Genomic DNA, 26,679 nt, shown 5'->3' on the forward strand with positions numbered 1-26,679 from the left:
GAAGAGGTAAAGAATCTGACAAATCGTTTTAGCTTACAATAACCTTACAGTTTTGTAAGGTATGAATATGTAAATGTAAGGTAGAGGTTGTCCTAGTGTAAGCAAATGAATTGACTCGTCGTTTCTTTCTTACAATAATATTGTATGGAGGAAAGGAGGAAGGAAGATGGAAGCTTATTTTAGCGCACACCCATTAAAACCATTTATTCCATACTCAAGGCAACATGCCCTTATATTATTTATTATGTTGGTGGGGATATTTTTTCTGTATCAATACCAAGATGTATTACGTCAAAGTGAGTGGAATATAACGGTTCGATATGCAATTGCATTTTTATTTATAGGTAGTGAAATTGGGCTTCATATGTGGGAGTGGAAAGCGGGGATTTTTGAGCTAGCTACTTCATTACCGTTTGAATTATGTACGATTAGTTTATTATTAGCGTCGATTATGATCGTAACAAAAAGTTACCGCATATATGAGATTGTATTTTTCACGGGAATTATTGGTGCATCACAAGCTATTTTAACGCCAAACTTGCAGTATGCTTTTCCGCATTTTCGTTTCATTGAATATTTTATCGCGCATATATTGCTCATTTGGGCACCACTCTTTATGACTTGGGTGGAAGGCTATAGACCGACCTTGCAATCTATTAAGCGTACGATGATATTTTTAAACATATTGATTCCGCTTGTTTCGTTTGTGAATTATAAAACAGGCGGTAATTATATGTTTTTAGCTCATAAGCCAGAAACAGCTTCATTACTCGATATGTTAGGACCGCATCCTTACTATATTATTTCATTAGAACTCGCAGCGCTTATTGGGTGTTTTATTTTGTATATGCCGTTTGCAAAAAGAGAAAGGCATGCGCATAAAGAATCACTAGGATCATAACCTAGTGATTTTTTATGTTTGAATATTTACAATTCAGAAAATTAAGAATAAAATTAGAGAGTAAAATATAAAGAGAGAGAAGGGAAAACGTGGTCAAAAAAGTTTTTCTGAATGGGATGGAAGTGACAATTCAATTTATTATTTCGATTTTGGGGATTATTATGTTAGGGGCTCTGCCGAAATTGTTTTATGGATTTAAGCTGGATGTATCAAAGTACATACAGAGTTTAAAAGAAGTGTTTGTGAACTTAATGGATATTTCCAATTTGCAATATGTGAAAGGTAAATTTTTATTTCCGCAGCTGTTCGTCCATTATAAAGAAACGATTATTATTTTTTTAGCTGCTTTTTTTATTTCATTATTTGTAGCATTTTGTATTGTTTATGTAATTATGAGTAGTTCACCGCGTATACAACATCGAATTAAATCATTTCTTATCTTCCTAGAATCTATTCCAGATATCCTTCTTATTTTAGTATCACAAATTTTAGTTATATGGTTTTTTAAACAAACAGGTTTTTTACCTTTTCAAATTGCTTCAATTGGAGGCGAGTCAATTAGAGGATTGCCGATACTTTGTTTGAGCATCCCGACTACGATTATGTTTGTAAAAATGGTCGTGCTTCGTTTTGAAAATGAACTAGAAAAAGATTATGTACTATTTGCTAAGGCGAAAGGGCTGGGGCGCTTTCATATTTTAAATCGTCATATTTTACGAAATGTGTTGCTTAGTACATTATTCTTTGCGAAAACGAATATCTTTTTTATGTTATCTAATTTATATATTATAGAATGGATTTTTAATACGGGTGGTATTTTTATGTTTTTGAAATCTTATTTTGGTATTAGAGTTGAGGTTTTCATCGTTAGTGTGCTTCTTATATATATTCCGATTTTTATTTTATTTAAATTGTTTCATTATCTCATTCCGGCTGCGATGAAGGAGAGATTATAATATGTGGACGTATATAAAACGTGATAAAAGATTTTGGATAAGCATTGGGTTTCTTCTCCTATTAGTTCTTTTGAGCATCGGAAATACGTTATGGAATGATGGACATATTAGACAAGTTACATTGCAATATGATGCGGATGAAAATCCACAAGTGCCACCGTTTTCACCTTCATTACAATTTTTACTCGGGACAGATCGGAAAGGATACGACCTTTTACATTTAGTTATTGAAGGCGCGAAGTGGACGATTGGTATATCTATTTTAATTGCGGCACTTAGAATGGTAATAGGTGTGTTTTTCGGTGTCGTACTCGGAACGTATATAAAAAGAGGATTTTCAAAAATTGAGGCTTTCTTTGATAGTTTTACAGTTATTCCGACAGTTATGATTGCGTATTTTTTTCTTCAATCTGCAAATGCATTTGGAAGCGGGGAGGAAACAACAACCTTTTTTGAAAGGGCTTCGTTTCAAGTTGTCTTACTTGTAATGCTTGTAATGCCAGTTATTGCACTGTATGTTGCGAAGGAAGTTCGTAAATTGCGAACGGAGGAATTTGTTGATGCCGCACGCATATTAGGTGGATCGAGAAGACATATTGTTATAAAGCATCTTTTCCCGCACCTTTATATGACGTTTATACTTGTATTTTTTCAGCAGTTTACGCAGACTCTTACTATTTTACTGCACTTAGGGTTACTAGAAATATTCTTTGGCGGAACGGTTAAGTTTTTAGGACCGATAGAAGAAATAGAATCTTACACACATGAATGGTCAGGGCTAATTGGAGTCTATTTTAGATCTTTAACAGTGCATCCATGGATTCCTCTCGTCCCAATTACATTTTTCGGGCTTACCATTTTTTCAGGAAATATGATTGTAAAAAGTCTAGAAGAGGCGATGTTGAAAGTTCGATTAGGGGGAGAGATAAAGAAGGAAGTTGTAGAAGAGGAACAATCTGCTGTACAGTCAAAGGAAGAGTTGTTTACGTTTAAACATACGATGTGAAGAGAAAAAGAAGCAAGCATGGATTTCATGCTTGCTTCTTTTTACTTTGCAGAAACTTCACCTTCAGCTTCTGTTTGCGGAATAAAGTATCCGATTATACCACCAATTATTGCTGGAACGATCCAGCCGATTCCTAAGTTATAAAAAGGAATCGTGTGTACGATATTAGCGATAAAACTTGGTATCATTCCCACATTATCAAGTGCATGAATACAGCTAATAATGAATGCTGCGATCATTGCTCCGATGTAGACAGAAGGTTTACGTTTCGTATATTTATCGATAAATGATACGAAAATTAAAATGATTGTAATTGGGTACAAAATAATTAATACAGGTAGTGTGATTTTAATTAATAAGCTTAATCCTAAGTTTGAAATAACGAAACTAAAGATACAAACGTATAGTACGAGCTTTTTGTAAGAAACATTTGTTAATACTGTTGCGAAATAGTTGGCGAATGCACTTACAACACCAATTGCTGTTGTTAAACAAGCGAAGATAATGGCGATACTTAATAAAACATTACCGCTTGTCCCAAAGAATTGGTACATAACAGTTGCTAATAGTTGACCACCGTTCTCGAATTGTCCCAAGTTTCCGTTTGAAGCTCCGATATAACCGAGTAAGAAGTAAACAATTGTTAAGAATAGAGCAGCGATACTTCCGCAAATGATTGTATATTTCGCGATAGATTTCTTCTCTTGTATACCGTTTTGACGAATTGCATTTACAACAATTGTTGATAGTACGAGAGCGCCAATTGCATCTAACGTTAAAAATCCTTCAAGAAATCCTTTGAAAAACGGGATGTCTTTATAGTCACCGATAGGCTCTGCAAACGTTCCTGGTGAAAGAATCGCTTTTGTTGCCATAATTGCAATAATTACAAGTAAAATTGGCGTTAATATTTTACCAATATGATCTACTAGCTTGGATGGATTTAATGATAAGAAGTAAACGACTGTAAAGAAAATCGCACTAAAAACTAACATAGAATACCATTGATCTGGGAAAAGTGGTGCAATCCCAATTTCATAAGATACAGATCCAGTTCGTGGAATAACAAATAGTGGGCCGATTGAAAGATAAATAATGATAGCGAATACTGCTGCGAATTTTGGATGAACACGGCTCGCTAAAGTGTTAAAACTACCACCAGCAAGGGCAACAGCAACGATAGCAAGTAAAGATAAACCGACGTCTGTAATAATAAACCCTGTAATGGAAACCCACATATTTTCTCCGGAAGAAAGGCCAAGAAGGGGCGGGAAAATCATATTACCAGCACCGAAGAAAACTGCGAAGAGTAATAAACTAATCGAAAGTATTTGCGCTGGTTTCAAAGTTGTACGCATATAAAGAAAATCCTCCTAATGAGTATTTTTGTCGAAAATTCAAATAATTTGTCGAGTAACTGTTATTATTTTAAAGGTCTGATGACTAGAAAGCAATAGGGAATTTTGAAAAAATTAAAAAATAATGCATTAAATCGAATAAATATACTATTTGTATGTTTAATAGGAAGGATTTAACTTTTAACGTAAAAAAAACACATATCGCTAGGATACGTGTATTAAAAATATATTTTTCTATCGCGTTCTTCTTTTAAAATTTCAACCGCTTCTCGGAAACGTTGTGAATGGACAATTTCTCGTTCGCGTAAAAAGCGTAAACTGTCATTTATGTCGGGATCGTCAGATTGGTTGATAAGCCATTGATATGTGGCACGCGCTTTTTCTTCAGCCGCAATATCTTCGTATAGGTCGGCAATTGGATCACCTTTAGCTTGTATATAGGTTGCAGTAAATGGAACACCAGCTGCGTTATGGTAATGAAGTGCGCTGTCATGATCGACGTAATGAGGGTCGAGACCAGCTGCCTTCATCTGTTCAGGAGTCGCATCTTTTGTCAGCTTATAAACCATTGTAGCAATCATTTCAAGATGCGCAAATTCTTCTGTACCAATATCGGTAAGGAGGCCAATGACTTTATCCGGGATTGTATAACGCTGATTTAAGTAACGTAGTGCAGCAGCTAATTCTCCATCTGCACCACCGTATTGCTCAATTAATAATTTTGCAAGTGCTGGATTACAAGTGCCTACTTTAACAGGGTATTGTAATTTTTTTTCATAAATCCACATAGTTTCTCTCCTTTATATTTGCCATGGCCAAGGACCTTTGCTCCATTCCCAAGGGGCATTAGAATAGCTATTTCCATACTGTTGAAGCGGTCCATATTTTTCTTCCATCTGTTGTTTTAATACTCTTCGTTTATAGGAAAAATCATTAAATTGGTTAATAGCTGCTGTATCGTCTGGGTGGGTGTCTAAGTAAAGGGTTAGTTCAACTAATACAAAGTCTAATTCTTGGAGATTCTCTAAAAGTCGATAATACTCTTCTGGTAGTGGCTGGTTCACGTCAGTAGTCACCGCCCTTTTTTATAAGGATTTTCGTAATAATCATAAAAGATAGGCCATAAGGTTCCTTTTTGTAGTGCTTCTTTCGGTGAGAATTGTGGTAAATTTGGCGGTTGAAAACCTAAATATAAATTAGGAGGGGTAGAGTAATATTTTTTACCAATAGGAGGACAAGGATCTTGAGGACTATGATATGGCACATATGATTTCATATATTTATCCATTAATAAACCTCCCTATATTCTTCATCACTACGTATTGTATTCAGACATAATAGGCCTTTATGACACATATAAAAAAGTAATAGGTACGGGGGGAATGAATGTGGAGAATGTGAAACAATTCATTGTATTGGAAGTGAAAAACTTAAAGGAAACTTTGTATTTTTATGAAGGGATTTTAGGAATCAAGCCTAGTTTAGAAAGACCCCAATTAGATGTAACAGGGGTTTGGTATGATGCTGATTCAATGAGAGTTAGTTTTGTAATGAATCGTAGTTTGGGTGGGCGTGAGAAGAGTGTTACGGATTCGGTTGATGTACTAATGTTTTCAATTTCTAACATAGAGAACTTAAAGAAGAGGTTAGTGTTTTATAAAATTGCATATACAGAAAACAAAAGTGAGAAGAGTATTGTAGTACAAGACCCAGATGGATATAAAATTCAAGTGATAGAGAAGGACGAATAAACGGAGGGGATTTAGTGGAGAGGAATTATGAAGAAAGTGCATTGTTTGAGCATCAATTTTGGCTAAAGGTGCTTACTGATCATTCGCAATTTTTACTTGATGCATTAGCTCCGAAGGAAAAAGAGGATATAAAAAAGGCCACTTATTTTGTTGAAACATTTACGAATCTGTTAAATAAAGTTCGTAATGTGAATCTCATTGCGTTTTCAAAAGAGGCAGAACGAGCCGCAAAGGAAATACGAACGTTTAAATTAAGTATTATACAGAAACAACTCGAGGGAAAAATCACTATTCATTTTACGCCAACTTTCATCAATCATATGGTAAACGAAGTAGAAGAGTATATAACAGTGTTAGAATTTTTAAATAAAGGAGAAGTTCCGCCTGTTTTTCATGAATTACATTATCATCTCGTTTGGTTAACGGATGCGGCTGGCCATGCAGGGTCTATTTCTGGTGGATTAGATCTTGTTGAAAAAAGATTAAAAGAGAAAAGCGAAGAATTTACGAAGCACTTTGAACAATTTTATTTAAAGGCAGTTGAAATGACGGGGTATTTACGGACAGAGCTTCATCATTTTCCTGCATTAAAGAAGTTTACAAAAGATGTTTCACTTGAGTTAAAATTATTTTCGCATTTTCTCCATGAGGTCGAAGAGCTGGAGTTATCGAATGAAATATTAAGTGCATTATCTGCTAGAATGGCGGATCATATGGCAAGAGAAGAATGTTATTACTTATTAAAATTAGCACAATCGTCTGGACTTGAGATGCCAAAATGTAATCCGCTTTAAAGAAAAAAGAGGTCAATTTTATTTGGCCTCTTTTTCTGCTTTATTTTCTCTTTTTATTTTTGCTTGTTCAATACTTGCCTGTAATGTCTCCATAATATTGATGATGTTTGGAGTTGGAGAGATTGTTTCGGTTTTTTCCTGTTGTTCAATTTTGTTTTCGATTAGTTCGGTAAGGGCTTCTTTATACTCATCTGTATACATCTCTTGTTCAAAAGGATTTGTAAGATGGTGGATTAAATTGATTGCTGCTGTGAGTTCTTGTTTTTGAATCGGATAATTTTCGTTACTTGGTAAGTTAGGTGTATTTGTTATATCGCGAATTTCATTAGGGTAGTGAATAGTTTGTAATATAAGCCCATCTTCAAAGTTACGGATAATAGCTAAATGTTGTTTTTTTCTAATGGAAATATGGATAAGACCAAGTTTATTCGTACGTTCAAGTGCTTCTTTTAATAATAAATATGATTTTTCATGTCCTGAGGTAGGGCCTATAAAATAAGAACGATCGTAGAGAACAGAATCAATTTCGTTATTTTGGATAAAAGATATAATACGAATAGATCTTGGTTCGTGAGCTTTTTGCAACTCAGCTAATTCTTTTTCATCCATAATAATGTACTTATGAGGTGCGTATTCATAGGCTTTTACAATATCTTTATCATCAATTTCTTCATCCGTACAATCAGGAGCAAATTTTTTATATTTAATAGGTGTTAAGCATTCTTTATGAAGACTTAAAAACTTTATATCGTTTTCTTCTACGGCACTGTATAGTTTGATTCCTATATTTAATAGTCCAAGTGAAAGGGCACCTTTCCATACGGTATGCAAATGAAGCCTCTCCTTTCATTCAAAAATGATTATGTATATTATGAGATAGTAAGAAATTTCCTATACGTTTTTTGTTTTTACGGAATGTTAAGCAGGAGGATGTGGGATATAAAATATATTGACAAGCCCTCCAAAATATTTTAATGTGATTGTATAAAATTGTGTATATAAAGGGGAGTAACTTATTACAGTAAAGTCGTCATTACAGGGAGAAACCCTCGGCTTTATTGGCAACGTTTCGTTGTTAGTGAGACCTTTACCAGCAATGGTAAAGGCCCCTTATTGTCTTTTTTAGGACCCTTACCATGTTTGGTAGGGGCCTTTTTGTATACAAAGAGAGGAGATATAAAAATGAAAAAACTTATTAGTAGATTAAGAGTTGTATTTCATGTTCGCCGATTTGTTCCATTCCTATTTGACTTTTTCACTTCAAAAGAGGTTTCAATAAAGAAGAAAATTTTATCTATTGCGTTTTTAGTTGGTTATGTTGCGATGCCGCTCGATTTAATTCCAGACTTCTTACCGTTTATCGGTATTTTAGATGATATTGGAATTGTATTATTTATTTTGAACCGAATTGTAAAAATGGCGCCAGTTCAATTACAAGAAAAGCATAACGTAAACGTAGGATAGGAGTTGGGGTAGAAAATATGGAGCAAATTATTTTAGATATAATCGAGTTTTTAAAGCAATTTTCTTATTTTGGAGTTGTGTTAGCATTAACGTTTGAATTTATTCCAGCAGAAGTAGTTTTGCCCATGGTTGGTTATTGGGTGTACGAGGGAGATATGAATTTTTGGCTTGCTGTATTAGCCGGAACCCTCGGCGGAACGACAGGACCTTTAACGTTATATGCACTCGGTTATTACGGTGGTCGTCCTCTATTAATAAAATACGGGAAATACTTCTTCATTAAAGAAGAACAAATTCAAAAAGCAGATGATTTCTTTGAGAAATATGGACCGGTTGTAGCATTTGTTGGACGCTTTGTGCCAGGAGTTCGAACGCTTATTTCTGTTCCATGTGGTATGGCGAAAATGAACATATGGAAATTTAGCATATATACATTTGTAGCAATGTTCCCGTTAACGACTTTGTATGTTTATTTTGGAATGAAATTAGGTCCACATTGGGAAAAAGCAGCGGATGTTGTTGGGCAATATATGTTACCGATATTAGGAGGCGTTATTCTTATCGTTGCTAGTATCTTTGTCTATAAATATATGAAAAAAAGAAACAAAACAGAATCTATCTAGTCACATGAATATTTTTTGAAAATAGATGAATAGTACAGGCAAAAGACTCTGGGGGACATACACATATAGGGAATATAAAAGAGAGAGGGGAAACAACTATGTCTTGTGAGTGCTCAGGGTCAGCATTAACTTGTTGTCCAGATAAAAATTATGTGCAAGATAAAGTGTGTAGTCCGTGGTCTGCTACTGTAGTTGCAACAGCAATTGATAATGTTCTCTATACAAATAATATTAACCAAAACGTAATTGGTACTGGTTTTGTTAAATATGATGTTGGACCAGGCCCAATTACTGTAGAGGTACTTGATTCTGCTGGGGGTACAATTGATACACAAACATTAAACCCAGGAACGAGTATTGCTTTTACGTATCGCCGCTTTGATAGTATACAAGTTGTGTTACCTGCAACACCTGCTGGAACGTATCAGGGAGAATTTTGTATTACAACACGTTATCCACTTTCATAGCAGAATAGGAGAGGATCGAAATGGGAATGAGAAGTTCCAGTTTGTCTTGTTGTTCTAATAAAACACTTGTGCAAGACCAAGTATGTACAGACTGGTCTATTACAGGTGCTGGTACTCAAATTGTATATACAAATAATATCACGCAAGAAGTATATGGTTCAGGTTACGTGAAGTATGATGTAGGTGCCAACCCGATTACAGTTGATTTTTTAGTAGGTGCAACAGTGGTTGATACAATTACTGTACAACCACAAAGTAGTGGTACTTTCACTGTCCGATATTTTACTACTGTCCGAATTACTACGACAGGAACGACTGTTAATCAAGGAGAGTTTTGTATTACAGTACGTTATCCAATCTCATAAAAAGCATACCGTGAACGGTATGCTTTTTATATTAAGGAAATAATGAAATTGGTATTCTATAAGCAACATGTAAATTCGCAACAGTACTTGCCTTCTAAATATAGTGAAGGATTACTTGTTATATTGATAATATTGATCGACTGTAGGTCTTTTCCTGTGTACGATATTGTATTACCAGGAAACACAGTGAAAATATTGGTTACTGTTCCAACGATTTGAATTGTAATTGCTTCGTTGCTGCTAGTACTATTGTAAACCGAGACAGTACCTGATATAAGTAGTATCCCATCACTTTGCCATAGTATCATTAATTGTGATGCATCTTTGGCAGAGGAGATGGTGTTATTAGTTATGAGGAAATTCCCTGCAAATTCATTTGTTACTCGCTCGCAATTTGGATTTGGAGGAGGGGGCGGTGGACAAGGGTCTGGACAAATAATAGATAAAGGAGCGAAACAGCCGATATTTTTTTTATTCTTCAATACAACCCCTCCTTTTAAGTTGTCTTTTATTACTATTAAATGTAAAAGCATGGCCGATGTGTTAAAAAAAGAAGGAAATATTAAAAATTAAGATTGTCTAATAGGCTTAAACCTTAACTTATCATTAGTGTTATAGAAAAGATTATATGTGAATAGTCATAGGAAAAGAATGATCAGACTCTTTTAGACAAAAGGTGGTTGTATACAATAGTACGAGTAATGTTGGACTTAATTTCTAATTAACTGTATATTTACAAAAATCTAATAAAGTTCATTTGTTATTTAAACGACATTAACATGTATTAGATAAAATAGCCCTTGTAATGAATCAATTATTATGAGGAGGATTCACGTGGACAGAAATGCTTTAAGAAAAGTAAAAGGCCTTATTGGATTATTAATGTTTTTTGTATTAGCATTCGTATCATTTCCATGGAGTACATCAGTCAAGGCGGAAGAGAAAAAGCAAGAAAAGGCATCAAGTGAGAAGAAGATAGTTTTTCCAGTTGTAAGTGATGTGCATATTAAAAACAGTGGAACAGATGATACGTTTCGCTGGAAAAGAGCGATTGAACAGTTTAATACACTAGCACCAAAGCAAGATGCATTTGTTATTGTAGGTGATTTCACAGATACAGGATCAGTGCAGCAATATGATCGTTTCATGCAAGTGTATAATGAAAATGCAAATAAAGATGCCGTGAGAATGAATTCTCTTGGTAACCATGATTATTGGAACGGTTTATCTGTAGAGGGCGCACAGAAGCGTTTCTTAGAAAAAACAGGTATGGAATCAATTTATTATCATAAAGTGGTAAAAGGTTATCACTTCCTTGTTATGTCTCCAGAGAATGGAACAACTCATGGCTATTATTCGGACAAGCAAATTAATTGGTTAAAAGAAGAAATGGCAAAAGCGCAAAAAGATGATCCAGAAAAACCGATTTTTGTATTTTTACATCAACACATTAAAGAGACAGTATACGGTAGTCATGAATGGGGAACACAAGATAGCGCAAAAATTAATGCAGTATTAAAAGAATACCCACAAGTTATTACGTTTTCAGGTCATTCACATTATCCATTAGATGATCCGAGATCGATACATCAAAAAGACTTTACATCAGTTGGTACATCTTCAGTAAGTTATATGGAAGTTGAAGGTGGTAAAGTACAAGGGAATATCCCGCCAGGAGCTAGTACGTTAAGCCAAGGTTTATTAGTAGAAGTAGATGATAAAGAAGTAACGATTAATCGTCGTGATTTCCATACGAATTCTTGGACAGGCGAGCCTTGGAAAATTAAATTACCAGCAAAGAAAGAAACATTTACACATGTAGAAGATCGTGATAAAGAAAAGCCATACTTTGCTAAGGATGTAAAGCTTGCTGTATCAAATGTAACAGAAAATGCGGCAACAGTAACATTCCCACAAGCGTTGGACAACCTCCTTGTTCACTCTTACCGTGTGCAGGCTAGAGATAAGCAAACGGGTGAAATGAAAAATAAATTGTTAGCATTCTCAGAGTTTTATCGTGATCCAGTGCCGAAAGATCTTACGTTTACACTGGCAGGGTTAGATGGTGGGAAAACATATACACTTGAAGTTGTTGCAATTGATTCGTTTGGTAATGAAAGTGCGCAGCCTTTAACGGCAGAAATTACTACGAAAAAAGATGAGATTGATCCGAATGTAAAAGTGCCAAAGGCTGATGTTTTCGATGTGAATTTTGCAGATGGTACATTTAAAGACAATTCACCATTTGGTACAAAAGGTGATGTGAAGGGCAATGTGACTATTGAATATGATAAAGCATTGAAAAAGAATGTTATGAAGTTAAACGGACAATCTAATACATTTGGATACCTTCCATTTTCAGCAGCACAAAAAGAGAAAGTAGCAAATACATTTACGTTAGAAACGGTATTTTCAATGAATCAAATCCGTGGCCAAGGTATTTTGCAAAATACAGAGAGCGGCGGAATTGGATTTGAGTCTACAGGAAGTGGATATGTTGAATTATGGGCTCACATTGGTGGCAGCTATAAACGTGTTGGAGTTCAATTAGAAGCGAACAAAACGTATCATTTAACAGGAACGTATAACGGAAGTGAAGTAGCTATTTATGTCGATGGTAAAAAAGTAAATAGCCAACCAGCTACAGGGAAAGTGTATCATCCAAATGTACCATTTGCACTTGGAGCGGATCCTGATAGCAATGGAAATGGTGGCATTCCGTTAAATGGACAAATCGCGCTTGCGAAATTATATTGTAAAGCGTTAAGTTCTTCAGAAGTATTAGCAGCGTACAATGAGTTTTCTAACCGTACGAAATTAGAGCAAGTGAACGCGTTATATGAAGAGCTTGGAAAAGGGAAAGAAGTGTTAGCTGGTACGTATGAGTTTGGTGATAAGCCAGGTCAATATTCAAAGGAAGCATTTCAAGAACTAGAGAAAAGCTATAATAATGCAAAACAAGTGTTTGAAAATGTAGGGAGCACGGGAGAGCAAATCGTTCAAACATATAACGAATTAAAAACAGCTAATGTAACATTTGTACAATCTAAAGTAGTAGAACAACCGAAAACACCGAAAGAAAAATTACAAATCAATATTGAATCTGCAAAAGTAGTAGTGAAAAAAGCGCAAGATGCAAATGTAACGGACGGTTCAGTGAAAGCACTGAGTCAAAAAATTACAGTGGCCGAAGCTGTAGTGAAAGATGTAAAAGTAAAAGATACACAGGTAGAAACAATGAATCGTACATTAGAGTATACGATTTCACTTGTTGAAAAAAGCATAAACAAATAAGAGAGAAGAAAAGAAGCTTATCATGATAGGCTTCTTTTTTGTTATACTAAAATTAGTATAGAATGAAGGAGCGAATAATTTGGAACAGAAAAAGCTAAAAAGAATTCTTGAATATGTATGGATCGCGGTTGTGCTCCTTGTAGGATATTATTTCTTAAAAGAAAAAAGTATATGGGTTTTATTTTTAATGACGTTTTTATTAGCGGGTTTAGGCACGTTATTTATTAATTTCTTCTTTGATAGTTTAAATGCCTGGAAGAATAAAAAGAAGGGAACGAAGTAAAGGAGGGAATATATGCAAAAGTGGAAGCTCATATATCAGGTGATTATTTTCCTATTGCTTGTAGGTATTGGAATTGTGAAATACGCAACGCCAATAGGAAATTGGGCATGGTTTACAGCTTGCATCGGCATATTTTTCATTTTACAGTCGTTAACGAAAAAATATAATAGTACAGAAAAATAGCTCGCCGCTAAAACGGCGAGCTATTTTGTTATGCTTTTTTCTTTTCATCATTTGTTTTTTCAATAGCTAAATGACTATGTTTCCTAGAGTAGAAGAAATAGAAGCATAAGCCGACTATAAGCCAAACTGCAAAGCTAATCCATGTTGTTTTAGACAAATTGATCATTAAATATAAGCAGCAAAGAATCGCGACAACTGGTAATACAGGTACGAAAGGTGTACGGAATCCACGTTTTAAATCAGGGTGTGTTTTTCGTAAAATAAGTACTGCGCAGCAAACGAATGTAAAGGCTGTTAACGTACCGATGTTTACTAAATTCGCTAGCAAATGTAAGTCTAAAAGGCCTGCTAATAAAGCAGCAACAACGCCAGTAATCCACGTATTTAATAAAGGGATTTTTACTTTTTTATTTACACGTGCTAACGCTTTTGGAAGTAAACCGTCACGGCTCATCGCATACGAAACGCGAACTTGTCCATACATAACGACTAAGAGAACGGTTGTCATTCCAGTCATCGCTCCAACAGCGAGTAGTCCTGCAATTGTATCCTCACCAACGAAATGCAATGCAAATGCAACTGGATCAGAAACGTCTAATTGCGTATAAGGAACCATACCTGTTAAAACGAAAGATACGATCATATATAAAACAGTACAAATAAGAAGAGAACCGATAATACCAATTGGTAAGTCACGCTGCGGTTTTTTCGTTTCTTCTGCAGCTGTTGCGATTGCATCAAATCCTAAGAAGGCGAAGAACACAGTGGCAGCCCCAGTAATAATACCGTCGTATCCGAATGGGATGAACGGTGTCCAGTTTTCAGGTTTTACATATTTTGCACCTGCTACGATAAAGGCGATAATAACGGCTAACTTAATAAGAACCATAATATTATTAATGCGTGCACTTTCACGTATACCAAAACTTAAAAGGCCAGTAATAAGAAGTAAAATGCAGACAGCTGGTAAATCGATGAGACCACCTTTTCCTACGCCGGGGGCCGAGGCGATTATGGCGGGCAGGTGTATATTGAACCCTTGTAGTAATGATTGCAAATAACCAGACCAACCGACAGCTACTGCCGCGACTGCAAGTAAATATTCGAGCATTAAACACCATCCGACGATGAAGGCGACGACTTCTCCGACTGTCATATATGCGTAAGTATACACACTTCCTGAGACAGGAATAGAAGAAGCAAATTCAGCATAACAAAAGGCTACACAAGCACAAGTAAATGCAGCAATAAGGAATGATAGCATAATACCAGGACCAGAATGTTTTGCTGCAACAATACCTGTTAATACAAAGATCCCTGTCCCAATTACGGCGCCGATTCCTAAAAATGTTAAATCGAGTGCAGTTAATGTTCTAGCTAGCTGCTTTGGTGATTCAGTACTAAGCGCTTTTTTTCGTAATAATGACTTCACTTTGGACTCTCCCCCCGTTTTTTCATTTCCATAACTGCGACTATAGTATGAGTCCATTAAAAAAGAGTAAGTAAGGAAGTGGAGGTGCAGTTATGGTATGTAGTTTTTTAAAATTGCTGGATTAATCTTAATATAATTCAGAATATTTTGTCAAATAAAAATATGACAAATAAAATGCGGATCAATAGGGGAAACTACTTGCAGAAATGGACGGGGGTTAACGACCCACTGATTAAAGTTAAAGTAGGAGCAGATGCTATGTTATTTTATTTTGAACTTGTCGTCATTTTACTTTGTACGAAATTAGCTGGTGACATTAGTGTAAGACTTGGTCAGCCTTCTGTACTTGGTAAGTTAATTGTCGGTATTATTATCGGTCCGGCTGTACTTGGTATTATTAATAGTTCTGAACTGATTGATGAATTGAGTGAGATTGGTGTTTTGTTACTTATGTTTATGGCGGGACTTGAAACAGATTTAGAAGAGTTAAATCGGAATTTGAAATCGTCGTTTGCAGTAGCGGCCGGTGGAATTATTTTTCCTTTCATCGGTGGTTATGTAACAGGATTGCTGTTTGGATTAATACAATCCCATGCCATTTTTTTAGGGTTATTACTTTGCGCAACATCGGTTAGTATTACGGTGCAGACGCTACGTGATCTAGGAAAAATGAATACGAGAGAAAGTACAACCATTTTAGGTGCTGCCGTATTTGATGATGTCATTGTCGTTATTTTATTAGCATTTGTAATGAGTTTTTTAGGAACGCAAGATGTGAATATAACACTGGTCATTGTAAAGAAAATTATTTTCTTTGTAAGTATTGTTTTTATTGCTTGGAAAGTCGTTCCTTGGATTATGAAAATGCTTGTCCCGCTTCGTGTAACAGAAGCGTTAATTAGTGCAGCTCTTATTATTTGCTTCTCTTTTTCTTATTACAGTGAAATGATGGGAATTGCAGGCATTATTGGAGCATTCGCAGCAGGAATTGCTATTTCTCAAACAGAGTATAAGCATGAAGTGGAACATAAAATTGAACCGATTGCTTATGCAATATTTGTTCCAGTATTCTTCGTAAGTATCGGAATGGAAATTACATTTCAAGGTATTGGAAGTCAGCTTTGGTTCATTATTATTATGACTCTCGTTGCGATTTTCACAAAGTTAATCGGATCCGGCTTAGGCGCAAGACTGACAGGATTTAATCGCGAATCTTCTATCAGTATTGGTGCGGGGATGGTATCACGTGGTGAAGTAGCGCTTATCATCGCAGCAAATGGACTTACGGCGAATTTATTAGCGAAAGAAAATTTCACAGCGATTGTTATTGTTGTTATATTGACGACGATTATTACACCGCCACTTTTGAAGAAATATTTTGTATAGACAGGAAGGGCTTATCTGATGTAGGTAAGCTCTTTTTTTATTCCCAAAAGCAATAATCATATAGCATGAAGGGTTTGTAATTATGGTAAAATCTATGTATGTGATATGACAAGGAGAGGGAAGTGTGAAGATTACGAAGGAGAAGGTTATCGGTGTAATCGTACTTATTGCAGTATGTATACCATTTACTGCATGGAAAGAATCAAAAGTGAAAGATTTTCCGGTTTCTATTTTTTCGGAAGAAGCAGATGGTGAGTACGGTCAGAAGCTGAAATATACTGCTTTTTTACCTGATGTTGCGATTTGGATGAACGGTTGGGAAAAGAAGTGGACAGAGGGGGAAAGAACTGTTTATCAAAAAGGGAATCGCATTGTAAATGTGTTTCATCCTCCTGGCGATGATGGTTATTACCTTCTTGAAGCAAGAGAAAATAAGTGAACGCAACCGTAAGAAGTGGAGGTTAAATAGTGAAAGCTTCAACATTACTATTTAAAATTGAAAGTAATATGGATCAATTTTCACCAGCTGAGAAGAAGGTTGCCATGTACATAATGGAGAATGCAGAGATTGTACCGAATTTAACGACGAAAGAAGTGTCAACGAATGCAGGAGCAAGTGAAGCGAGTGTCGTTCGCTTTTGTAAATCGATTGGAATCGGAAGTTTTAAAGCATTTAAGATAGCACTCGTTCGTGAATTAACGATTGCTGATTATAATATTAACGATTTTTCAGTGATGAATACAGAAGATGGACCGTATGATTTATTTAATAAAGTTACTTATGTGAATAAAGCTGCAATTGAGGCGAGTGTTACTGCAATAGATAAGAGGGAACTTGAGAAAGCAGCGGATCGTATTGTCAATGCGGGCAAAATTATATTTTACGGAGTAGGTGGATCAGCTACGCCAGCAATGGACGGGGCTTATAAATTTACGCGGCTTGGATTTACAGCGATGATGCTATCTGATTTTCATATGATGTTGCCACTTGTGACGAATTTAAAAGAAGGTGATATATTTGTTGCGATTTCAACATCTGGTCGAACGAAAGATGTGCTTGAAATGGCGCAGTATGCAAAGAGACAAGGTGCAACTGTTATTGGAATTACGAAATTAGATCAATCATCACCCCTATATAAAGAAGCGGACATTCGTCTTTGTATGCCAGATGTAGAACAAGATCATCGTATTGCAAGTATTGCGTCGAGAATGACGCAACTGAATATGATTGATGCTTTATATGTGATTACTTTCAACCGAATTGGTAATAAAGTATTGGATCAATTTATGGAGACGCGAGAAGAAGTGTTGCGGTTACGGAAGTTAAAGTAGAAGAAAAGATGAGGAGACTCATCTTTTTTATTATCTTTGACACAAATATGTCATGTTGTGAAATTTTATTTCATAAAATAAGAAAGGGTTATTGATTTTTAGTTTCTTAAAGTTATAATAAAAGTGTGAAATATAATTTCAAAGAGGGTGGAAATATGTTAGAAAATTTATCGACAGAACATCGTAATGAGAAAACAATGAATCTGGATGAAATGAGCATAAAAGAAGTATTGCAAAGTATGAATGAAGAAGATCGAACTGTTGCGTTAGCAGTTGAAAAAGAGATAGAACAAATTGAAAAGGTTGTACAGACTGTTATTAAATCTTTTGAAGAAGAGGGACGCTTAATTTACATTGGTGCTGGTACGAGTGGTCGTTTAGGTATCCTAGATGCAGTGGAATGTCCGCCGACATTTGGCACGGATGATAAAATGGTGCAAGGATTTATAGCAGGTGGATTGAAAGCGTTTACTAAGGCGGTGGAAGGTGCCGAAGATCGCGAAGAGTTAGCAGAAGAAGATTTAAAAAGTATTGGATTAAATGAGAAAGATACAGTGATTGGAATTGCTGCCAGTGGCAGAACTCCTTACGTAATTGGCGGCTTGAAATACGCACAGAGCGTAGGAGCGAGTACAGCGAGTATTTCTTGTAATAAAAATGCTGAAATAAGTAAATATGCAAATTTAAATGTGGAAGTAGAAACAGGTGCAGAAATATTAACAGGATCAACGCGTTTAAAAGCTGGTACAGCACAAAAATTAGTGCTGAATATGATTTCAACAGCTTCGATGATTGGTGTAGGAAAAGTATATAAAAACTTAATGGTAGATGTTCAATCCACAAATGAAAAGTTAGTAGAACGGTCAAAACGAATTATTGTGGAAGCAACAGGCGCTAGTTATGAAGTAGCGGCAGAGTATTATGAAAAGGCAGAACGTAACGTAAAAGCTGCCATTGTTATGGTGTTGTTGCAGTGTGAGTATGGGGAAGCACTGGAGAAACTAAAATACGCAAAAGGGTTTGTGAAGAAAGCACTATAAAGTAATAGGGAGGGGGATTCTATTATGAAGAAAGAAGAGAGAATGGCCAAGGAAATTTCGGAGCAACTTGGTGGAATAAAAAATATTCGTAGTATTGCTCATTGTATGACGAGACTACGTTTAACGCTTCATGATGAAAGTAAAGTAAATATGGACCTTTTGAAAAAAGTTGAAGGCGTTATGGGTGTTATAGAAGATGAGACGCTTCAAGTTGTCGTTGGTCCAGGAACAGTAAATAAAGTAGCAGCTGAAATGGAAGGTTTGACAGGACTACGAATTGGTGAGGTAGCAGATCATCACCTTGAAGATATTGGGCAAGAGATGAAATCAGAGATTAAGAAGAAAAATAATACACCGGTGAAAAACTTTTTACGAAAAATAGGAAGTATTTTCATCCCATTAATTCCGGGGCTTGTTGCGTCAGGAATTATAAACGGGGTTGCTAACTTTGCGAAAAATGCTGGTGCTGATCCAAATGCAACGTGGTTACAAATGTTACTACTCATTGGCGGCGGTATCTTTACATTCTTAGGAATTTTAGTCGGCTGGAATACAGCGAAAGAATTTGGCGGGACACCGGTTCTTGGGGCAATTGCTGGTATTTTAATTTTCAACCCGGCGATGGCAAACGTAAAATTGTTTGGTGAAGCATTAGTGCCCGGACGGGGCGGATTGTTTGCAGTTATTTTTGCAGCATGGCTTATGGTTGTAGTGGAAAGACAAGTTCGAAAAGCAGTGCCAAACGCAGTTGATATTATCGTGACACCACTCATTACTGTATTAGTTGTAAGTATCGTAACGATGTTAGCCATTCAGCCATTAGCAGGTTTCTTATCAGATGGTATTACGAGCGGAATTAATGCTATTTTAAATATTGGCGGAGCATTTGCTGGCGCAGTACTTGCGGGAACATTTTTACCTCTCGTTATGGTCGGATTGCATCACGGTTTAACACCAATTCATATGGAATTTATTAATCAAACACACGTAACACCTTTATTACCAGTGCTCGCAATGGCTGGTGCTGGCCAAGTGGGCGCAGCAATTGCGATTTATGTGAAAACAAAAAACAAACGACTTCGAAATGTAATTAAAGGTGGATTGCCAGTTGGCTTTTTAGGAATTGGTGAGCCGTTATTATACGGGGTGACATTACCACTTGGGAAACCGTTTATTACTGCTTGTTTAGGAGCGGCTGTCGGTGGTGCATTCCAAGCAGTTATGCAAACAGCTTCTCTTGGAATTGGCGTATCAGGGCTATCTTTAATTCCGTTAATTGCTGACAATAAATATTTACTCTATTTCTTAGGTTTAGTAATTGCATATGCTTTCGGATTTATCTTTACGTACTTCTTCGGATTTAAAGAAGAAATGGCAGAAAACATATAGAGAAAGGGATTCCTTTCTCTTTTTCTATTAATAGAAAGGGAGATTTATATGATCGGAGTTTCCATTTATCTTTCAAAAGAACGAGTAGAGAAACAAGAAGAGTGGCTAAAAGTAGCGAAGGAAAATGGGTTTACATCTATTTTTACATCACTGCACATTCCAGAAGATGATCCAAATACGTATAAAGAGTTAATTCAAATATTAGGGAAACAAGCTCTTGCACATGAAATGGAGTTAATGGTTGATGTTTCTCCAAAATCGTTACACCATTTAGGGCTAACATATGAAAATGTGGAAGAACTATTGGACTGGGGCATTACCGGTTTAAGAATGGATTACGGCATTGCGCCAAAAGAAATTGCAAGCGTATCTCATAAGATGAAAGTAGCTTTAAATGCGAGTACGATTACAAAGCCATTTTGGAAAGAATTACTTGCAGAACATATAAGAGTAGAGAATGTAGAAGCATGGCATAATTTTTACCCACGTCCAGAGACAGGACTAGCAAAGTCCTTCTTACAAAAGCAAAATCAATATTTACAGAAGTGCGGAATAAAGACGATGGCATTTATTCCAGGAGATGCGGAAAAACGAGGTCCGTTATATGAAGGGTTACCAACGTTAGAAAAACATCGCAATATGCGCCCGCTTGAAGCGTACTTAGAACTTGTTCAAGATTGTGGTGTTGATAAAGTATTGATTGGAGATATAAGCGCAAGTTTGGAAAGTATGCAAGAAGTAGCTAGTGCGAGTAGAGGGATTATTCCATTGCGTTACAAATCATTTATAACTGATAAAGAAGTATTAAAAGTGGTGGAGCAAGTGCATACAAATAGACTAGATCCGGCTCGTGATGTTATTCGATCTGTAGAATCAAGGGAAGGAAATAGAGTGGTTTTACAGCCGATGCATACAATTGTAAGAAAGAAAGGCAGCATTACAATTGATAATGAATTGTACGGTAGATATGCAGGGGAGATGCAAGTTGCTACACATGATTTACCTGTAGATGAGAAAGTGAATGTTGTTGGAATAGTTGTGGAAGAGGACGTTTCTTTACTGCCTTATATTGGCGCTGGAAAAATGTTTCAAATTTTTCTATGCGATAGAATAAAAGCTTGAATTAGCGCTATTTTGTAGGAAAACATTATCCGTAAAACGGATAATGTTTTTTTGTTTTCTTTAAAAAAGTATTTGACGAATGAAATAAAATACCGTATTGTTTTGACTTGTAAATAAAAGTTCACCATAACAAAACAAAAAGGAGAGTTCAAAATGAATCAATATATTGGGAATTTAATTATTCGTATCGTGTTAGGAGTTACGTTTTTTGCACACGGTTTAGCAAAGTTTCAATCAGGTATCGATAACGTAGCAGGATGGTTTACAAGCATCGGTTTACCAGGTGGTCTTGCATACGGCGTAGCAACAGTTGAATTAGTTGGTGGTATATTATTAATTATCGGTTTAGGTGTACGATATGTAGGATTGTTATTCGCTCTTATTTTAGCTGGAGCTATTGTAAAGGTAAATGGAGAAGCAGGTTTATTAGGAGATGGAAAGAATCCAGGATATGAATTAGATCTTGCATTATTATCAATGGGTGCGTATTTATTCGTAGTAAAAGCAGAAGGATATGTAGATCGTTTCTTAAAAGAGAAAGTAATGAAAACGAAGTAAATTTTATTTATAAATGTTGACTTGAATAATTATTGTAACTATAATGATTACAACTAATGAATTACGAATGAAACAATTTAAATATTTTTTTACACAAGATGTAACCGAATTGGTTACGTCTTGTGTAAAAATAAATAAACGGGAGGAAGTAATATGCCTAAATCAAATTTAGAAATTATTCAAAGCACGTATGAAGGATCAGCTTCTTCGAATGCAAAGCATTTAGCAGAAGCCCTCTCTGAAAAAGTGGAATGGACAGAGGCAGAAGGTTTCCCGTACGGCGGAACATATAAAGGCGTGGAAGCTATAATGAAAAATGTATTTAGCCGTTTAGGATCAGAATGGGATGCTTATAAAGCAAGTGTAAATACATATCATGAAGTAAACGGAAAAGATGTAATTGTTGCTGAAGGTATGTATTCTGGAGTTTATAAAGAAACAGGAAAATCATTTGAAGCAGAATTTGTTCATGTATGGCAGCTTGAAAATGGAAAAATCGTGAAGTTTAAGCAGTATGTAGATAGTCATATTGTTAGGGAAGCGATGAAGAGCTAATGCTTTTTAAATGGATTGTAGGTATATGTATTACCATTATGGTAATCATCTCTTCTATAGTTGGCGGAAAGAAATTGCTTGCATATGTGGAAAAAGAAAATACAAATATTCAAACCGAGCGAGCGGCAAACGAAAAAGAGAAAAAAGCTGCAGAAGAAGCCCCGCAAATTAGTGAAGGTGAAATTATTTCTACTATGCATAAAATGGTGCACCAAAAGGTAAAATCCTCTGAAAAATGGGGATTTGTAGAGATGACAAAAAAGGAAATTTCTAATGTAAAAAGAGATATTGAAAATAGTACAGGTTTTCAATATAAAATGAAGTTATTTTCTATTATAAATAGATGGGAAAAAGGAGATTTTTCTCAAACTGTTGAGGAGCATAACTTTTTATGGAGCCTTCAAGGTGGAGATACTGGCAAGGCGACGGAACGTTTATCGCCAGAAGAGGAAAAGCAGTATATAAAAGAAATGAAGAGAAAATAAAAACATCGCCAACCCAGATGACGATGTTTTTTCATTAAGAATGTTTTCGCATTAAAGGTCTAACAGGCTGAACGGCAACAGTTTTAAAATGAGAAAATAAATAACATCCTGTTACAACGACAATTGTCCCTAAAATTTGTATCCACGTTAATTCTTCTCCGAGGAATATGAATGCTAAAATGGCTGTGAAAATTGGATTGAAGTTTAGAAAAATACCTGATGTAGTTGCGCCTAATTTTTGTACACCAATATTCCAAAATACCATACAAAGAACTGTCGAAATAAGCCCAGTATATAAAAGTGATGTGATGAAAGAAGTATTCATATTTGAAACAGTGAAGCTACCTATGTTAAACGGTAGTAATAAAATAACGCCGAAAATACCAGAGTACAACGTTGCCATAAGTGGTGTAGTTGTTTTTGTTGCCCATTTACTACAAACAGAATAGATTCCCCAAATACAAACTGCTGCAATCATCCATAAATCGCCGCTATTAAAATGTAGTGAAAATAAAAGCGAGAAATCACCTTTTAATAGGACGAGGATAACCCCGAAGAATGAAAGAATCATGGATAGGATTTGAAGTGAATTTACTTTTTCTTTTAGAAATAATACTGAAAATAATGCGATTGAAATTGCATTCAATGTAGAGATAAGACCTACATTCGTAGCGGATGTTTTTTCTAATGCTAAAAATTGAAAGATGTTAAAAAGAGCGACCCCTGAAATTCCCATCAATATTAAAGGAAGTATTGCGGTACGTGGTGGAAGGATTTTCTTTTCTTTAAACCATACCATCGGTAATAAACAAACAATCGCAATCATCCATCTTAAATTTGTCAGTGTCATCGGCGATGCATGATCGACGAGTGATTTTCCAACGACAAAATTTCCTCCCCATAATAAGCTCGTTAGTAATAGTAAAAAGACGTAAAAATAAGGCATGCTAAAATCCCCTTTTTTGTAATCAATACGAATTGTAAATAATTTTAGCATTTTTCTTTATTGTGTAATATATTCTTTTGTATAATGGTGAAAACTCGATAAAATCTTTAGTTATGAATGATATTTACGGAATGATATTCAGTTTTTTGTAAGGTATAAGGTGTTTTTTCGAATAATCATCGGTAAGAAAAAAGGGGGGAATTGTAATGGAGTCGTCTGTTATTAAAGTGTTGGATGATTTGGATGTACAAATTTTAGATATATTGCAGAAGGAGTCACAAGTAAGTAATGCAGAGCTGGCACGTCGCGTTAATTTATCACCGGCTGCGATGCATGCAAGAATAAAAAGATTGGATGGGGAAGGTTTCATCGATAAGCAAGTTGCGATTTTAAATCAAGAAAAGCTTGGGTTTGATTTATTATGTTTTATTTTTATGAGTACAAATATTCATCAATTTGACAAGCTGGAAGTGTTGGAGAAAGAATTAGAATCGATGCCGGAAGTGTTAGAATGTCACTGTTTAACAGGAGAGTACGATTATTTGTTAAAGGTTGCAAATCGTGATCGTAAAGAACTAGAGCAGTTTATTAGAAAGTTGAATAAGCTTGGTATTACAAGGATACAGACAAGTTTAGCACTTCGTGAAATTAAATATTCGACGGTATTGCCGATACGAAATGAGGAACCGAGCATCGATTAGATTGCTTGGTTTTTTGTTTGTATAAATTGATTGACGAGGAGAAAAGAGAGATGTATTATTATATAAAATTATGAATTAAAATTCATTTTAAGTTATAAATATTAATATTGAGGGGCAAGGGGATGTAATATGAAAATCTGTAATGCGGTGACGAGTGATGTGAAAGAAATTTATAGTCTTATTGAGGTTTATGCAAAAGAGGGAGTTGTTTTACCACGTTCTCTTTTGTCTCTTTATCAATATTTGCAATGTTTATATGTTATGAAAGAAGACGAGAGAATTGTTGGAGTTGCTGGTTTACATGTATTAGGGGAGGACCTAGCAGAAGTCCGGTCGTTAGTCGTTTCGCATACATATGCAGGAAAAGGGATTGGACGTATGTTAGTGAATCATGTCATGAATGAAGCTGCGAAAATAAAAGTGAGTAGAGTTATTTCTTTAACATATGAAACGGAATTTTTTCAAAAGTGCGGGTTTGATTTTGTGAATAGAGATGCATTGCCAGAGAAAGTATGGATTGATTGTAGGCATTGTCCAAAGGTTGATTATTGTGATGAGGTGGCGATGATTCGGTATGTTGGGTGAATTTTTCAGACAGAAAAAGTCCCACTATTATTTACGTAATAGTGGGCATCTATGTTTTAGGGGAAATTAAGAACTTGAATTCGTTTTTCTTACTGCAAACTTAAAAATGGGGTTTTTAAGTTCATAGTTATAAGTAGAACCATCGACAAGCCCTACAACTTTATCGCTATCATAAAGATCGAGCATAAATTGTGCCATTTGTTTTGCAGTGTGGAATTTTGGTACAACATTATCGTATTGGAATTCATCAATATCAAATGAACGCTTCGCGAACTCTGTTTCAGTTGCAGCAGGAGCTAAAACTTTTGCTTGCAGTTTTGCGCCTTGTTCTTTCAGTTCGTGAGACAGCCCTTCTGTAAATGCACTTACATAGAATTTCGTAGCGCAATACGTAACAGCATCAGCAACAATCGTGTATCCGCCTCCCGATGAAACGTTAATAAGCTGTGTTCCGTCAACCTTTGAATAATCTCGAACGAAAAGAGAAGAGAGTATTGTTAGTGCTTCTATATTGACATGCAACATCGTCTCGATTTTATTTAAATTTTGTTCAGCAATTGAGGCGAAATTACCAAAACCTGCGTTGTTAATCCACGTTTCAATTTGAAAAGATTGTAGGCTTTCATAAAGTTTATAAACATCTTCAGTAACAGATAAATCAGTTCTTCGAATGACAACATCCAATTCTGGATGCATTTCGTTAATTTTCAATTTTAATTCGTTTAATTCTTCTTGTCTTCGAGCTACAAGTACTAAATTTTTTCCGCGAGATGCAAATGCTAAAGCTGCTGCATAACCAATTCCGGAACTTGCGCCAGTAATAACCGTGTATTTCATATAAAATCCCCCTAAATTCAAATTCATTTATGGTTAGATTGTATTTGTTAGAGTATACTCTAAGTCAAACGTTTTTTATAAATTTGATACGGTTATAAAATATATGAGGGTAAGCATGTGAAGGGAGTTTTAGTATGTACACAATTAGCGAGGTAGCAAAATTATTAGGCGTGAGCACACATACACTACGTTATTATGAAAAGGAAAATATATTAATTGCAAATCGTGATACAAATGGAAATCGACTTTACGAAGAGTCACATATAAAGTGGTTGCAGTTTGTAATGAAATTAAAACAAACGCAAATGCCAATAGCGAAAATAAGAGAATACGCTAGATTATATACAGAAGGGGAGCATACAACAGAAGCTCGTTTACAGCTCCTAGAAGATCATAGGAAATCTATTCAGATTCAAAGAGAAAACTTAGAGGTTACAGAGAAGATGCTTGAGAATAAAATTAGTGCATACAAAAACTTATTGGAAAATAAATAGATGGTTGTTATGTGATGAAAAATGGATTTGATCTATGAGTATTTCATCATAAGTGTGCGGACAAATAAAAAAGAGCAGCTAGCAAAAGCTAACTGCTCCATTCAAGGGATCTCTCCAAGGGGGAGTGGAGAAAATATTATGTTACTAGCAGTATTGACAGATTATTAAGAAATATACAAATCAGATGAAAGAAATTTTAAATAAACTTTCGGCATTGACAGTTTTTAAAATGTTCATGTACAATATATATATGAATGACATTCAGTCATTTTTATGTGACAGGATGCAGTTAGCTTAGAAATGGAACAAATACAATGGTAAATGAGGATGATAGTTGTTTTTATATAGTATTGATGAAAGAGTATATTTTTT

General features: G+C 35.4%; 34 protein-coding genes. 25 read left to right on the top strand and 9 right to left on the bottom strand.

What is annotated here, in order from left to right; translation table 11 throughout:
• The first annotated feature begins 166 nt into the window (after positions 1 to 166).
• The 3 genes from MR112_RS19995 to MR112_RS20005 all read left to right on the top strand — a co-directional run bounded on the left by MR112_RS19995 (position 167) and on the right by MR112_RS20005 (position 2,863).
• Positions 167 to 901 carry a YwaF family protein gene (locus MR112_RS19995; protein ID WP_000388698.1) on the top strand — a complete coding sequence of 245 codons (735 nt, stop codon included), beginning with the start codon at positions 167 to 169 and terminating at the stop codon, positions 899 to 901.
• An 89-nt stretch (positions 902 to 990) separates the two neighbouring features.
• On the top strand, positions 991 to 1,857 hold the full coding sequence (locus MR112_RS20000) for an ABC transporter permease subunit (protein ID WP_000239670.1): 867 nt from the start codon (positions 991 to 993) through the stop codon (positions 1,855 to 1,857).
• Position 1,858: 1 nt separating this feature from the next.
• Positions 1,859 to 2,863 (top strand): ABC transporter permease, encoded by a 1,005-nt coding sequence (locus tag MR112_RS20005; RefSeq protein ID WP_000269976.1) that lies wholly within the window; start codon positions 1,859 to 1,861, stop codon positions 2,861 to 2,863.
• A gap of 41 nt (positions 2,864 to 2,904) precedes the next feature.
• Here MR112_RS20005 and brnQ2 read toward each other — a convergent pair whose 3' ends face one another.
• The 4 genes from brnQ2 to MR112_RS20025 form a co-directional block, all read right to left on the bottom strand.
• Positions 2,905 to 4,221: a branched-chain amino acid transport system II carrier protein BrnQ2 gene (brnQ2, locus tag MR112_RS20010; protein ID WP_001260934.1), complete on the bottom strand. Its 1,317-nt coding sequence runs from the start codon at positions 4,219 to 4,221 to the stop codon at positions 2,905 to 2,907.
• A 218-nt stretch (positions 4,222 to 4,439) separates the two neighbouring features.
• Positions 4,440 to 5,009, bottom strand: coding sequence for a spore coat protein CotJC (gene cotJC / locus MR112_RS20015; protein WP_000265278.1), 570 nt, complete (start codon positions 5,007 to 5,009; stop codon positions 4,440 to 4,442).
• 12 nt (positions 5,010 to 5,021) lie between these two features.
• Complete coding sequence (gene cotJB / locus MR112_RS20020) at positions 5,022 to 5,285, bottom strand: spore coat protein CotJB (RefSeq protein WP_001075543.1); 264 nt, start codon at positions 5,283 to 5,285, stop codon at positions 5,022 to 5,024.
• A gap of 8 nt (positions 5,286 to 5,293) precedes the next feature.
• Positions 5,294 to 5,509 carry a spore coat associated protein CotJA gene (locus MR112_RS20025; protein ID WP_000362187.1) on the bottom strand — a complete coding sequence of 72 codons (216 nt, stop codon included), beginning with the start codon at positions 5,507 to 5,509 and terminating at the stop codon, positions 5,294 to 5,296.
• 34 nt (positions 5,510 to 5,543) lie between these two features.
• Between MR112_RS20025 and MR112_RS20030 the strand changes: the two genes are divergently transcribed.
• Both MR112_RS20030 and MR112_RS20035 read left to right on the top strand, forming a co-directional pair.
• Positions 5,544 to 5,972, top strand: a complete 429-nt coding sequence (locus tag MR112_RS20030; RefSeq protein ID WP_162837398.1) for a VOC family protein — start codon at positions 5,544 to 5,546, stop codon at positions 5,970 to 5,972.
• 14 nt (positions 5,973 to 5,986) lie between these two features.
• Positions 5,987 to 6,766 (top strand): DUF2935 domain-containing protein, encoded by a 780-nt coding sequence (locus tag MR112_RS20035; protein ID WP_000440988.1) that lies wholly within the window; start codon positions 5,987 to 5,989, stop codon positions 6,764 to 6,766.
• Positions 6,767 to 6,784: 18 nt separating this feature from the next.
• On the opposite strand, the gene ku is transcribed toward MR112_RS20035, so the two are convergent.
• Positions 6,785 to 7,597, bottom strand: coding sequence for a non-homologous end joining protein Ku (gene ku / locus MR112_RS20040; RefSeq protein ID WP_000557737.1), 813 nt, complete (start codon positions 7,595 to 7,597; stop codon positions 6,785 to 6,787).
• Positions 7,598 to 7,948: 351 nt separating this feature from the next.
• Between ku and MR112_RS20045 the strand changes: the two genes are divergently transcribed.
• The 4 genes from MR112_RS20045 (at position 7,949) to MR112_RS20060 (ending at position 9,685) form a co-directional block, all read left to right on the top strand.
• The gene (locus tag MR112_RS20045; protein WP_000733844.1) at positions 7,949 to 8,230 is read left to right on the top strand and encodes a YkvA family protein; all 282 of its coding nucleotides are present in this window, start codon (positions 7,949 to 7,951) and stop codon (positions 8,228 to 8,230) included.
• A gap of 17 nt (positions 8,231 to 8,247) precedes the next feature.
• Positions 8,248 to 8,853, top strand: a complete 606-nt coding sequence (locus MR112_RS20050; protein WP_000435017.1) for a DedA family protein — start codon at positions 8,248 to 8,250, stop codon at positions 8,851 to 8,853.
• Between the two features lie 98 nt (positions 8,854 to 8,951).
• Complete coding sequence (locus tag MR112_RS20055; RefSeq protein WP_001277537.1) at positions 8,952 to 9,320, top strand: DUF3992 domain-containing protein; 369 nt, start codon at positions 8,952 to 8,954, stop codon at positions 9,318 to 9,320.
• Positions 9,321 to 9,340: 20 nt separating this feature from the next.
• Complete coding sequence (locus MR112_RS20060; RefSeq protein WP_000525819.1) at positions 9,341 to 9,685, top strand: DUF3992 domain-containing protein; 345 nt, start codon at positions 9,341 to 9,343, stop codon at positions 9,683 to 9,685.
• A gap of 56 nt (positions 9,686 to 9,741) precedes the next feature.
• On the opposite strand, the gene MR112_RS20065 is transcribed toward MR112_RS20060, so the two are convergent.
• Positions 9,742 to 10,125: an S-Ena type endospore appendage gene (locus MR112_RS20065; RefSeq protein ID WP_225989749.1), complete on the bottom strand. Its 384-nt coding sequence runs from the start codon at positions 10,123 to 10,125 to the stop codon at positions 9,742 to 9,744.
• Between MR112_RS20065 and MR112_RS28930 the strand changes: the two genes are divergently transcribed.
• From MR112_RS28930 to MR112_RS20085, 4 genes are all read left to right on the top strand, one after another.
• The gene (locus MR112_RS28930; RefSeq protein ID WP_002025365.1) at positions 10,010 to 10,258 is read left to right on the top strand and encodes a hypothetical protein; all 249 of its coding nucleotides are present in this window, start codon (positions 10,010 to 10,012) and stop codon (positions 10,256 to 10,258) included. The genes MR112_RS20065 and MR112_RS28930 overlap by 116 nt on opposite strands.
• A 261-nt stretch (positions 10,259 to 10,519) precedes the next feature.
• A complete protein-coding gene (locus MR112_RS20075; RefSeq protein ID WP_242245239.1) occupies positions 10,520 to 12,979 on the top strand; it encodes a LamG-like jellyroll fold domain-containing protein in 2,460 nt (819 codons plus the stop codon).
• A gap of 79 nt (positions 12,980 to 13,058) precedes the next feature.
• A complete protein-coding gene (locus MR112_RS20080) occupies positions 13,059 to 13,262 on the top strand; it encodes a hypothetical protein (RefSeq protein WP_000435797.1) in 204 nt (67 codons plus the stop codon).
• A gap of 12 nt (positions 13,263 to 13,274) precedes the next feature.
• On the top strand, positions 13,275 to 13,445 hold the full coding sequence (locus MR112_RS20085; RefSeq protein WP_001174838.1) for a hypothetical protein: 171 nt from the start codon (positions 13,275 to 13,277) through the stop codon (positions 13,443 to 13,445).
• 28 nt (positions 13,446 to 13,473) lie between these two features.
• Here the strand turns inward: MR112_RS20085 and MR112_RS20090 are convergent, their stop codons facing one another.
• Entirely contained in the window at positions 13,474 to 14,934 is a 1,461-nt protein-coding gene (locus MR112_RS20090; RefSeq protein WP_002040681.1) for a branched-chain amino acid transporter BcaP, read from the bottom strand.
• Between the two features lie 105 nt (positions 14,935 to 15,039).
• Here MR112_RS20090 and MR112_RS20095 point away from each other — a divergent pair, with 105 nt between their 5' ends.
• The 9 genes from MR112_RS20095 (at position 15,040) to MR112_RS20135 (ending at position 22,744) form a co-directional block, all read left to right on the top strand.
• Positions 15,040 to 16,263: a cation:proton antiporter gene (locus MR112_RS20095; RefSeq protein WP_063245573.1), complete on the top strand. Its 1,224-nt coding sequence runs from the start codon at positions 15,040 to 15,042 to the stop codon at positions 16,261 to 16,263.
• 124 nt (positions 16,264 to 16,387) lie between these two features.
• Complete coding sequence (locus MR112_RS20100) at positions 16,388 to 16,702, top strand: hypothetical protein (protein WP_000704958.1); 315 nt, start codon at positions 16,388 to 16,390, stop codon at positions 16,700 to 16,702.
• Positions 16,703 to 16,731: 29 nt separating this feature from the next.
• Positions 16,732 to 17,595 carry a MurR/RpiR family transcriptional regulator gene (locus tag MR112_RS20105; RefSeq protein ID WP_242245240.1) on the top strand — a complete coding sequence of 288 codons (864 nt, stop codon included), beginning with the start codon at positions 16,732 to 16,734 and terminating at the stop codon, positions 17,593 to 17,595.
• Positions 17,596 to 17,750: 155 nt separating this feature from the next.
• A complete protein-coding gene (murQ, locus tag MR112_RS20110) occupies positions 17,751 to 18,635 on the top strand; it encodes an N-acetylmuramic acid 6-phosphate etherase (RefSeq protein ID WP_000892350.1) in 885 nt (294 codons plus the stop codon).
• Between the two features lie 24 nt (positions 18,636 to 18,659).
• Complete coding sequence (locus MR112_RS20115; RefSeq protein ID WP_000711293.1) at positions 18,660 to 20,024, top strand: PTS transporter subunit EIIC; 1,365 nt, start codon at positions 18,660 to 18,662, stop codon at positions 20,022 to 20,024.
• A gap of 48 nt (positions 20,025 to 20,072) precedes the next feature.
• Entirely contained in the window at positions 20,073 to 21,146 is a 1,074-nt protein-coding gene (locus MR112_RS20120; RefSeq protein WP_075677774.1) for a DUF871 domain-containing protein, read from the top strand.
• Positions 21,147 to 21,299: 153 nt separating this feature from the next.
• Positions 21,300 to 21,704, top strand: a complete 405-nt coding sequence (locus MR112_RS20125; protein WP_078187203.1) for a DoxX family protein — start codon at positions 21,300 to 21,302, stop codon at positions 21,702 to 21,704.
• 153 nt (positions 21,705 to 21,857) lie between these two features.
• The gene (locus MR112_RS20130; protein ID WP_078187204.1) at positions 21,858 to 22,259 is read left to right on the top strand and encodes a nuclear transport factor 2 family protein; all 402 of its coding nucleotides are present in this window, start codon (positions 21,858 to 21,860) and stop codon (positions 22,257 to 22,259) included.
• Complete coding sequence (locus MR112_RS20135) at positions 22,259 to 22,744, top strand: PRK06770 family protein (protein WP_000897995.1); 486 nt, start codon at positions 22,259 to 22,261, stop codon at positions 22,742 to 22,744. The genes MR112_RS20130 and MR112_RS20135 overlap by 1 nt, the downstream gene beginning before the upstream one ends.
• A gap of 34 nt (positions 22,745 to 22,778) precedes the next feature.
• Here MR112_RS20135 and MR112_RS20140 read toward each other — a convergent pair whose 3' ends face one another.
• On the bottom strand, positions 22,779 to 23,690 hold the full coding sequence (locus MR112_RS20140) for a DMT family transporter (protein WP_078187205.1): 912 nt from the start codon (positions 23,688 to 23,690) through the stop codon (positions 22,779 to 22,781).
• Positions 23,691 to 23,896: 206 nt separating this feature from the next.
• Here MR112_RS20140 and MR112_RS20145 point away from each other — a divergent pair, with 206 nt between their 5' ends.
• Together MR112_RS20145 and MR112_RS20150 are read left to right on the top strand one after the other, a co-directional pair.
• Complete coding sequence (locus MR112_RS20145; protein ID WP_000446097.1) at positions 23,897 to 24,391, top strand: Lrp/AsnC family transcriptional regulator; 495 nt, start codon at positions 23,897 to 23,899, stop codon at positions 24,389 to 24,391.
• A 129-nt stretch (positions 24,392 to 24,520) separates the two neighbouring features.
• Entirely contained in the window at positions 24,521 to 24,976 is a 456-nt protein-coding gene (locus MR112_RS20150; RefSeq protein ID WP_000686669.1) for an N-acetyltransferase, read from the top strand.
• 66 nt (positions 24,977 to 25,042) lie between these two features.
• Here MR112_RS20150 and MR112_RS20155 read toward each other — a convergent pair whose 3' ends face one another.
• Positions 25,043 to 25,813 carry an SDR family NAD(P)-dependent oxidoreductase gene (locus tag MR112_RS20155; protein ID WP_078187207.1) on the bottom strand — a complete coding sequence of 257 codons (771 nt, stop codon included), beginning with the start codon at positions 25,811 to 25,813 and terminating at the stop codon, positions 25,043 to 25,045.
• A 134-nt stretch (positions 25,814 to 25,947) separates the two neighbouring features.
• Between MR112_RS20155 and MR112_RS20160 the strand changes: the two genes are divergently transcribed.
• Complete coding sequence (locus tag MR112_RS20160) at positions 25,948 to 26,307, top strand: MerR family transcriptional regulator (RefSeq protein ID WP_000288068.1); 360 nt, start codon at positions 25,948 to 25,950, stop codon at positions 26,305 to 26,307.
• The last annotated feature ends 372 nt before the right edge of the window (positions 26,308 to 26,679 follow it).

It is taken from the genome of Bacillus cereus group sp. BfR-BA-01330 (assembly GCF_022663885.1).
Classification (GTDB): Bacteria; Bacillota; Bacilli; order Bacillales; family Bacillaceae_G; genus Bacillus_A; species Bacillus_A cereus.